The organism is Paraburkholderia sp. EG304, assembly GCF_046543485.1.
Lineage (GTDB): Bacteria > Pseudomonadota > Gammaproteobacteria > Burkholderiales > Burkholderiaceae > Paraburkholderia > Paraburkholderia youngii.
In genome coordinates this window covers 1-255 of sequence record NZ_JBKGUA010000458.1, presented here as the reverse complement: position 1 = coordinate 255, position 255 = coordinate 1, and the positions used below count along the sequence as shown (strand labels likewise).

General features: G+C 55.7%; 1 protein-coding gene. It reads right to left on the bottom strand.

The features are described from left to right. On the bottom strand, positions 1-255 hold a 255-nt coding region (locus ACLFKU_RS44735), incomplete at both ends, for an SDR family NAD(P)-dependent oxidoreductase (RefSeq protein WP_410853518.1).

Here is a 255-nt window from a genome sequence, read left to right as displayed (position 1 = left end):
TAGGCGTTATTTCCTTCGACAGACTCTTGCTGTACGTGGACAGTGCAGCCATGGCGGCAGCATAAGCCGTGGTTGATTCCGGCAAGGGCAACCGATTCTGGATGGACGTGACGTGGATGATGACGCCTGCACGTTGCTCAATCATCTTCGGCAACAACGCCCGATCCAGTCGTACGGCTGGAAACAGATTGAGATTCAGTTCTTTCTGCCATTCGGTTTCATCCAGCGCGGCAAAACCGCCTGCCGGGGCTGACG